Consider the following 8,692-nt stretch of genomic DNA (forward strand, 5'->3'; position numbering starts at 1 on the left):
ATGTTGAATCATCAACTTTTTAGTTGAATTTAGCGAAATTTTATACGTATATAAAAGAAGGGTGATATATTATGAAAAGAACTCTTCTTTTTTTGTTATTTGTGTTTTGTCTCTGTTTTGCGTACTGGAATCGATATCAGCCGGTTTCTTTGGATTTAGTCGCACCAACGATCAAGAAAGCAGAGATAAAAGGAGAAGTCAACAAACCAGGGATTTATTCTATCAAGTGGGAAGCTACAATACAAGATCTCATTGAGGAAGCAGGCGGACTTACCAAGGCAGCAGACGTACAAAATTTGACATTGTTAGAAATTGTGGAACCGGACAGTACGATCATGATTCCATCTTCAAAAGAAACAGCGCATTTAATCTCGATAAACTCTGCTTCCAAGGAAGAACTTTGCCGCCTGCATAGAATCGGTCCGGCCATGGCCGATCGTATCATTGCCTATCGTCAAGAAAAGCCGTTTTCTACGCTGGAAGAAATCATGAACGTCAAAGGAATTGGGCCCAAACTGTTTGAAGCCATCAAGGATCAGATTTCGCTATGAAAAGGAATATGTTCTTTCTTGCGGTTGGTTTCTGGCTGTCGTTGGCAATAAAGGATATATACTTTCTACTTATTCTCTTTGTGTGTGGTTTGTTTTTGTTTTGTGCAACCAATACAAAGTATTTGGGTATCCTTGTACTTTGGATAATGGTATGTTTAGTTTCTTTGTGCTTTTATCCTATGCGGCCGACAATACCAAAACCTGATACGTATGTGATAGAAGAAATAAAGACTAATTATGCGATTGCCTCGGATTCTACAACAAAGATTCTCTTATATGATCTTCAAGATGCAGATTATGGTGATCAATACGATATAAAAGAATTTAAACGTGTGCATTCCTTGAATAATCTTTCGTTATTTTCCTTTGAACAGTATCTTCAGACGTCCGATATTTATTATCAGGGAATTGTTCATAAAGATTCTCTGGTTCAAAAGGGAAGGTCTTTACGCAGTGATGTATATCGTTTTATTCGTCATCATTCTTCGTCTTTACAAGGATTTTTATATGGCATTTATAAGGAAGATACACCGGATTTAATCATGCGCTTATCGCTTCCATTGATGTCTTTGCTCTATTCTGTAGAGAAAGCTTTAAAACGGTTTGTATCATCTTCAGGGATAACTCTATTCATGATTTTGATAGGACTCTTCTGTGGTTTGCTGTTTGTTTTTACAGCTTCTTTATGTCGCTATATTTGCCAAAAGATTTCTCGTTATTTCTTTAAGGAATGGGAATATCAATTTGCCTGTACGACCTTTTTATTTCTACTTTTGATGCCGCAAAAAGCACTTTCCTTTGCCTTTGTTCTTCCGTCTTTGTTTTCATTGACAGTCGTTTTGTGTTCAGGCTCAGTACAAAGATGGTTGGTACGAAAGCTTCTCTTATTCGGACTTTCATTTTTATACTTTCAAGAGATGGATGGATTCAGCTTTCTTTGTTTTAGCTGGTTACGTAAATGGAGCGGTATCGTATTATTGCTGGCATGTGTTGGATTGTGGTTTCCGGCTGTGGATATTTCAACATACTGGACTGCGTTTGCGAATGCACTTCCTTCGATTACGTGGTTTTATGATGCCGGTCTCTTATTTTTATTGATATGGTTATCCGCCTGTTTTGGATTGCTCTTTTATCACAAACAGAGAATAACTGTGCTATTATCCGTCATCACGATACTGACGCCTTTTGTTTTACCGTATTGTGATCCTTTCTTTAGAGTGACGGTCTTTTCCATCGGACAGGCGGACTGCACTTTGATCACAGAACCTTTTTTGCGATCAGCCGTATTGATTGACTGTGGAGAAAATATCATGCATCCGGACAATATGGAAAAAGTAGTATTGCCATATCTTCAAAAGAAGCATATCAACAGAATTGATACGGTTATTTTGACGCATGAAGACTTTGATCATATCGGCGGTATTGAAACGTTAAAGGAGCATTTACAGATTGATACGATCATTACACAGCCTTTTCAAAAGATCAATGTCTCCTATCCGTTTTATTCACTGTTGGAAAATCGTGATGCGAAAGAAGAAAACGATAAAAGTATCATCTCTTATTTTATTTATGATGATCAGACCTATTTATGGATGGGCGATGCTTCAAGAACGATTGAGAAACAGTTGCTTCACCAATATCCGAATCTAGAAGCGGATATTCTAAAAGTAGGACATCATGGCTCTAAAACCAGTTCTCTACCAGACTTTTTGCATCACGTGCATCCTCAACTTGCTTTGATCTCTTCCGGAAAAGGGAATCGATACGGACATCCTGATCTTGAGGTACTCAATAGCTTACAGGAAGCAGGGATTGATGCACTGAATACTGCAGATGTAGGGATGATACAAATTTCCAGCTTTCATGGTTTACATTTTTTTCAAACAGGGAATCATATTTTTGGTATAATTGGTTCGGTGATTTAAATATGTTCTATATCGTATTTGGTGATGATACTAATCGTATTCATCAAAAGGTAGATGTGATTAAAAGAAAGCATAAGATTCAAAATATCATACGTTTGGATGCACTGGTGCAAACACAGGAGGAAGTCCTGCAGGAGATGGACAGCATTTCTATCTTTGATGAGGCTAAGATGATCTGTCTGGAGCATTGCACTTTCCTGTCTTCGAAAAATACCACGCATTATGACATTGAACCGTTTTTAAAAAGAAATGGGGAAGATGGCTATGTACTTGTTTTGATCTGTGAAAGCGCCAAGCTGGATCAAAGAAAAAAAGCAGTAAAACAGTTGATGGAAATTTCCACGGTGTATAGTTGTATTGCCTTAGATGAACAAAGCCAGAGAAGCTATATTCAGGAGCATATCAAGAAAGAACAGCTACATATGGATGCGGATGCTTTACGATGGTTTTGTCAAAGAGTCGGCCTGGATGCGATGCGAATTGACTCAGAGATCTATAAATTAAAAACTTATGGAGATGTGATTCATTTAGAAGATGTACAAGCATTGGTTACGCCGGAGCCGGTCAACGATGTTTTTAAGATGGTAGATGCGCTGTTTTCCAAAAACGGGGTTCGTTTATTAGCTTTTTATCGAAACTTTCGAAAACAGAATATGGAGCCGGTAGCAATCATCGGATTGTTGGCATCACAAGTTCGCTTTTTATTTCAGGTTCGAGTTTGCATGGATCAGGCGATGACAAAAGAAGAAATCGCTTCGTTTTTAAAGGCGCATCCTTATCGGGTGCAGATCAATATGAAAAAGGCGCAGTCTTTTACCAGTGAGGAATTATTGGATCAGTTAGAAACCTTGGCTACATTGGATCAGGAAATGAAAATGGGGCGTATCGATAAGGATGAAGGTTTTGAGAACATGATCTTAAAATGGATGTAAAAAAAAGAGTTTCCCAAGCGGAAACTTTTTTTACTGAATATGGTTGATAGCTGTAGCCAAACGTGATTTCTGTCGGCTGGCATAGTTCTTATGATGTACGCCTTTAGCGACAGCTTTATCAAGCTTTGAACAACATTCGTTGTATGCGGCAACTGCTGCTTCTTTATCCTGAGCTTCTACAGCAGCTAAAACTTTTTTAATGGAAGTTTTTAAAGCCGTTTTTTTGGATACAACTAATTTGTGCGCTTTGTTATTTGTTTTAACACGTTTCTTTTGCGATTTAATTTGTGGCATGGCTTGCACCTCCTGACTTAAATTGCTTTTGAATTATAACAAAATATTGTTCTTAATGCAACACAAGTTCAAAAAAATAGGGTATAATAGCCAAGATTGGAGGAATGGATATGAAAAAAGTACGTACCGTTTTTATGGGAACCCCGCAAATCGCCTGTACTGTATTAGAAAATATGATAGAAGCTGGTATCGATATCGTACTGGTGGTGACACAGCCGGATCGAAAGGTAGGTCGTAAGCAGAAGGTTACTTATTCGCCGGTTAAGGAATGTGCTTTGCATCATGACATTCCTGTGTTCCAGCCATATCGCATCAAAGAGGAGTATCAGGCTGTTTTGGATGCCAAGCCGGAACTGATCGTGACTTGTGCATTTGGACAAATCGTACCGGATGTGATCTTAGAAGCACCGGTTTATGGTTGTGTGAATCTTCATGGTTCTTTATTGCCAAAATATCGAGGGGCAGCGCCGATTCAAAGGGCCATCTGGGATGGCGAAAAAAAGACTGGCATGTCTTTGATGAAGATGGTTTCGGCTATGGATGCCGGACCGGTTTTTGATACCGAAGAAATCGTGATTGAGCCAATGGAAACATCGTCCAGCTTATTTGAAAAGATGGCATTGGCGGCCAGTCGCTTGTTGATAAGAGATTATGATGCGATTTGTTCTAAGGATGCACACTATGTGGAACAAGATGAATCATTGGTAACCTTTGCGGCCAAGATTGAAAAAGAAGATGAAAAGATCGATCTTTCCAAAGATGATGAAGCCATTCTTTGTCAGATCAATGCTTTATCGCATGCGCCGGGAGGCTACATTGAAGTCAATCACAAGAAGTTTAAGATTTATAAAGTAGATTATAAACAACAGGAAGTTAAGGATCCTTTTGTTTGGTTGGGAAAAGTGGATCAAGGCTTTGGTTTAAGTCTTCACCATGGCATTTTGATCATTTTGGAGTGCCAAATGGAAGGAAAACCGGTTGTTTCCGGTCTGGATTTTGCCAATGGACAAGGACAAAATCTAAAAGGGAAACGCGTCAGTTAAGGAGTGGTGAAATGGATCAGAAGAATATACGAAATTTTTCAATTATTGCACATATCGACCATGGCAAATCTACATTGGCCGATCGTATTTTGGAATTAACAGATACTGTGGAAAAAAGAGAGATGAAGGATCAGATCTTAGATTCTATGGATCTGGAAAGAGAAAGAGGTATTACAATCAAATTGAATGCGGTTCAGCTGATTTATCATGCCAAAGATGGACAGGACTATGTTTTTCATTTGATCGATACACCGGGCCATGTCGATTTCAGCTATGAGGTTTCTCGTTCTTTAGCTGCCTGTGATGGTGCTGTGCTTGTCGTTGATGCGGCTCAGGGGGTACAGGCACAAACCTTGGCTAATGTCTATCTGGCTTTAGAAAACGATCTTGAGATTTTACCGGTTTTAAATAAAGTCGATCTTCCCAGCGCACAACCAGATGTTGTCAAAGAGGAAATTGAAAATCTCATCGGTTTAGATTGCAGCGATGCGGTAGAGATCAGTGCTAAATCCGGCTTACATGTCGATCAGGTACTGGAGCAGATTGTGCATAAGTTACCGGCACCCAAAGGTGATAAAGATGCACCGCTTCAAGCCCTGGTCTTTGACAGCCTTTATGATTCTTATCGTGGTGTTATTGCCTTTATCAGTGTCAAAAATGGAACCATCAAACCGAAAGATAAGATTCGTTTTATGGCAACTGGCGCTGAATATGAGGTCATCGATGTTGGTGTTCGAACACCTAAGGAAGTTATTAAATCTGAACTTGTGACCGGTGAAGTCGGTTGGGTGAGTGCAGCCATCAAAAATATCGAGGATGTACGTGTCGGTGATACGATTACCAAAGTGGAACAACCTTGTGAAGTGGCTTTGCATGGGTATCGTGAAATGAATCCAATGGTTTATTGTGGACTCTACCCGGTGGATAATGCTCGTTATGATGATCTAAAAGAAGCTTTATCCAAATTAAAGTTAAATGATGCTTCTTTGCGTTTTGAGCCGGAGACATCCCAGGCTTTAGGCTTTGGCTTCCGCTGTGGCTTTTTAGGACTTTTACACATGGATGTGGTTGAAGAGCGATTGGAAAGAGAATACAATTTGGATTTGATTGCTACATCACCTTCCGTAATTTATCATGTGTATAAAACGGATGGAACGATGTTGGAAATCGATAACCCTGCTGCTTTACCGCCGACACAAAATATCGATCATATTGAAGAGCCTTATGTACGCGCTGAAATTATGGTACCAAAGGATTATGTAGGTGCCATGATGGATTTATGTCAGAAAAAACGAGGAGAATACATCGATCTGCAGGTGATTGATGATCTTCGCATGAACATGGTCTATGAATTACCTTTAAGTGAAATCATCTATGATTTCTTTGACAAAATGAAATCATATACTAAGGGTTATGCCAGTCTGGATTATCATTTCAGTGGTTATAAAACAAGTGCTTTAGTAAAAATGGATATCTTATTGAACGGACAAATCATCGATGCCTTAAGTACGATCGTGTTTAAGGATTTTGCCTATAATCGTGGCAATGCGATGACCATCAAATTAAAAGACATCATTCCTAAGCAGCAGTTTGAAATTCCGGTACAGGCAGCTATTGGCGGAAAGATTATTGCCCGTACCAATATCAAAGCGTTGCGTAAGAATGTATTAGCCAAGTGTTATGGTGGGGATATCTCTCGTAAAAAGAAATTGTTGGAAAAACAGAAAGAAGGAAAGAAGCGTATGAAGAAAGTGGGATCGGTAGAAATTCCTCAGGAAGCTTTCATGGCTGTTCTTTCTATGGATGATCAATAATGGCGGATGCATGTTATGTCCATGTTCCGTTTTGTAGGAGCATTTGCTATTACTGTGCATTTTGTCGCTGGATCTACGATGAAAACAGAATAGATCCATGGTTGGATCAGATTCAAAAAGAAGTTCATTCAAAATCTATATCACATTTAAAGACGTTATATTTCGGAGGAGGAACACCAAACTCTCTTTCAGAGTCTTCGTTTATCAAACTGGCTTCTTTCTTCAAACCGTATTTAGATAACAATTATGAATGGACAGTTGAGTGCAATCCAGAGTATGTGACACCGGAACAGGCGGCTTTGTATCAGAAGCTGGGTGTTAATCGAATCAGTCTTGGCGTTCAGACGTTTTCGAATACAAGGCTGCAGGATATTGGTCGAACACATTCTATAAAACAAGTCTATGATGCGATTTCTTATTTTAATAAAGCCGGTATCCACAATATTTCCATTGATTTGATCTATGCTTTACCAAATCAGACTTTAGAGGATGTGAAAGAGGATCTGGCCCATGCGTTTGCCTTAGATATAACGCATCTTTCCATCTATTCTTTACAGATTGAAGAAAATTCTGTTTTTGGAAAACGGCATATTATGCCCTGTGATGAAGATTTGGAAGCGGATATGTATGAAACCATCGTTTCGGCGTGTATTGAACATGGATTTGAACATTATGAAATCAGCAGCTTTGCCAAAGAGAAAGCCTATTCTCGACATAATCTTCATTATTGGTCGGATCAGGATTTTTATGGTATTGGCTGTGGTGCATCCGGTAAAGAAAATGGGTTGTTGTATGAAAATACAAAGGATATGCAGACGTATTTAAAAGAAGGCCCCAATCCTGTTTATTTGGAAGAGGACAATGCTTTTGATGCGATCATGATGGCATTGCGAACGAGTTTTGGATTAAATGTTGACCAATGGCAAAAAAAGTATCAAAAGGATTTTCATACGATCTATCAAAATGTATTACGAAAATACATGCCGGAATATCTTGTTTATGAAAAACCGTATTTAAAACCGACACCAAAGGGAATGGAGATTTTAAATACGATTTTAGTTGATTTCCTCGATGTAAATTGATATAGTATTTGTGCTTTTGGTCTAAGAACAAGGAGACTTCCGACCTTATTCCTGGATCATTAGAACACAATACAGGAGGAAGAAAAAGATGTTATTAAAAGCAGAAAAACAGGCTATTATGAAAGAATACGCCACACATGAAGGAGATACAGGTTCTCCGGAAGTTCAGATTGCGGTATTGACAGCACAGATCAACCGTTTGACAGAACACTTCAAGGAACACAAACATGATTATCATTCTCAAAGAGGTTTGATGAAAATGGTTGGTCGTCGTAAAAATATGTTGGCATATTTGAAGAACAAAGATTTGGAACGTTATAAATCTTTGATCGCTCGTTTAGGTCTGAGAAAGTAATCGAAAGATTACTTTTTTTTGTTGTCCGATTATGTTACACTAACAATCGGTATAAAGAGAGGTAAAATATGGCGAAACAAGAGTTTCATTTGGATTTCTGTGGTCGGGGGATCACAGTGGAAACTGGTGAGATTGCCAAGCAGGCAGATGGTGCTGTCATCGTGCGTTACGGAGATACCGTTACGTTATCAACCGCTTGTGCATCGAATCAGGCAAAGGAAGGAATCGATTTCTTTCCGCTAACAGTAAGTTTTGAAGAAAAGTTATACTCCGTAGGGAAGATACCGGGAGGTTTTTTACGAAGAGAAGGACGTCCCAGTGAGCACGCGACTTTAACGGCTCGTATGATCGACCGTCCGATTCGTCCTTTGTTTGCGGAAGGATTCCGTAATGAAGTACAGGTCGTGAATACGGTTTTAAGTGTGGATCAGGATTATTCACCGGAAATGTCGGCTATGTTTGGTGCCAGCCTTGCCTTGTGCATCAGTGATATTCCATTTAACGGCCCGATTGCCGGTGTAAAAGTCGGTCGTGTCAACGGGGAACTGATTTGTAACCCAACCGTTGAACAGGCAGCTGCCAGCGATATCGATCTAACGGTTGCCGGTACCAGTCAGGCTTTGAACATGGTGGAAGCCGGGGCCAAAGAGGTCAGTGAAGAAGATATGTTACAGGCATTGATGTTTGGACATGAAC

General features: G+C 39.4%; 8 protein-coding genes and 1 pseudogene. 8 read left to right on the plus strand and 1 reads right to left on the minus strand.

The window, feature by feature from the left end:
- Window positions 1-71 precede the first annotated feature (71 nt).
- The 3 genes from U0M88_RS06270 (at window position 72) to holA (ending at window position 3,408) form a co-directional block, all read left to right on the plus strand.
- Window positions 72-551 carry a ComEA family DNA-binding protein gene (locus U0M88_RS06270; RefSeq protein WP_331869253.1) on the plus strand — a complete coding sequence of 160 codons (480 nt, stop codon included), beginning with the start codon at window positions 72-74 and terminating at the stop codon, window positions 549-551.
- A gap of 212 nt (window positions 552-763) precedes the next feature.
- Window positions 764-2,476, plus strand: coding sequence for a ComEC/Rec2 family competence protein (locus U0M88_RS06275; protein WP_331869254.1), 1,713 nt, complete (start codon window positions 764-766; stop codon window positions 2,474-2,476).
- A gap of 2 nt (window positions 2,477-2,478) precedes the next feature.
- The gene (gene holA / locus U0M88_RS06280; RefSeq protein ID WP_331869255.1) at window positions 2,479-3,408 is read left to right on the plus strand and encodes a DNA polymerase III subunit delta; all 930 of its coding nucleotides are present in this window, start codon (window positions 2,479-2,481) and stop codon (window positions 3,406-3,408) included.
- Window positions 3,409-3,438: 30 nt separating this feature from the next.
- Here holA and rpsT read toward each other — a convergent pair whose 3' ends face one another.
- Complete coding sequence (rpsT, locus tag U0M88_RS06285; protein WP_022789105.1) at window positions 3,439-3,702, minus strand: 30S ribosomal protein S20; 264 nt, start codon at window positions 3,700-3,702, stop codon at window positions 3,439-3,441.
- Window positions 3,703-3,812: 110 nt separating this feature from the next.
- On the opposite strand from rpsT, the gene fmt reads away from it, so the two are divergent.
- The 5 genes and pseudogenes from fmt to U0M88_RS06310 form a co-directional block, all read left to right on the plus strand.
- Entirely contained in the window at window positions 3,813-4,745 is a 933-nt protein-coding gene (fmt, locus tag U0M88_RS06290) for a methionyl-tRNA formyltransferase (RefSeq protein ID WP_331869256.1), read from the plus strand.
- Window positions 4,746-4,756: 11 nt separating this feature from the next.
- Window positions 4,757-6,559, plus strand: a complete 1,803-nt coding sequence (lepA, locus tag U0M88_RS06295) for a translation elongation factor 4 (RefSeq protein ID WP_117445389.1) — start codon at window positions 4,757-4,759, stop codon at window positions 6,557-6,559.
- A complete protein-coding gene (hemW, locus tag U0M88_RS06300; protein ID WP_331869257.1) occupies window positions 6,559-7,641 on the plus strand; it encodes a radical SAM family heme chaperone HemW in 1,083 nt (360 codons plus the stop codon). Before lepA ends, hemW begins: the two co-directional genes overlap by 1 nt.
- Window positions 7,642-7,729: 88 nt before the next feature.
- Window positions 7,730-7,996: a 30S ribosomal protein S15 gene (gene rpsO / locus U0M88_RS06305; RefSeq protein ID WP_117445387.1), complete on the plus strand. Its 267-nt coding sequence runs from the start codon at window positions 7,730-7,732 to the stop codon at window positions 7,994-7,996.
- 68 nt (window positions 7,997-8,064) lie between these two features.
- A pseudogene (locus tag U0M88_RS06310) lies at window positions 8,065-8,692 on the plus strand (polyribonucleotide nucleotidyltransferase); the annotation flags it as partial.

It is taken from the genome of Faecalicoccus sp. (assembly GCF_036552745.1).
Classification (GTDB): Bacteria; Bacillota_I; Bacilli_A; order Erysipelotrichales; family Erysipelotrichaceae; genus Faecalicoccus.

Bases quoted from the DNA above. Each gene is read 5' to 3' on its own strand.
- U0M88_RS06270 (WP_331869253.1), top strand. From the start codon at position 72: ATGAAAAGAACTCTTCTTTTTTTGTTATTTGTGTTTTGTCTCTGTTTT.
- holA (WP_331869255.1), top strand. From the start codon at position 2,479: ATGTTCTATATCGTATTTGGTGATGATACTAATCGTATTCATCAAAAG.
- rpsT (WP_022789105.1), bottom strand. From the start codon at position 3,702: ATGCCACAAATTAAATCGCAAAAGAAACGTGTTAAAACAAATAACAAA.
- fmt (WP_331869256.1), top strand. From the start codon at position 3,813: ATGAAAAAAGTACGTACCGTTTTTATGGGAACCCCGCAAATCGCCTGT.
- lepA (WP_117445389.1), top strand. From the start codon at position 4,757: ATGGATCAGAAGAATATACGAAATTTTTCAATTATTGCACATATCGAC.
- hemW (WP_331869257.1), top strand. From the start codon at position 6,559: ATGGCGGATGCATGTTATGTCCATGTTCCGTTTTGTAGGAGCATTTGC.
- rpsO (WP_117445387.1), top strand. From the start codon at position 7,730: ATGTTATTAAAAGCAGAAAAACAGGCTATTATGAAAGAATACGCCACA.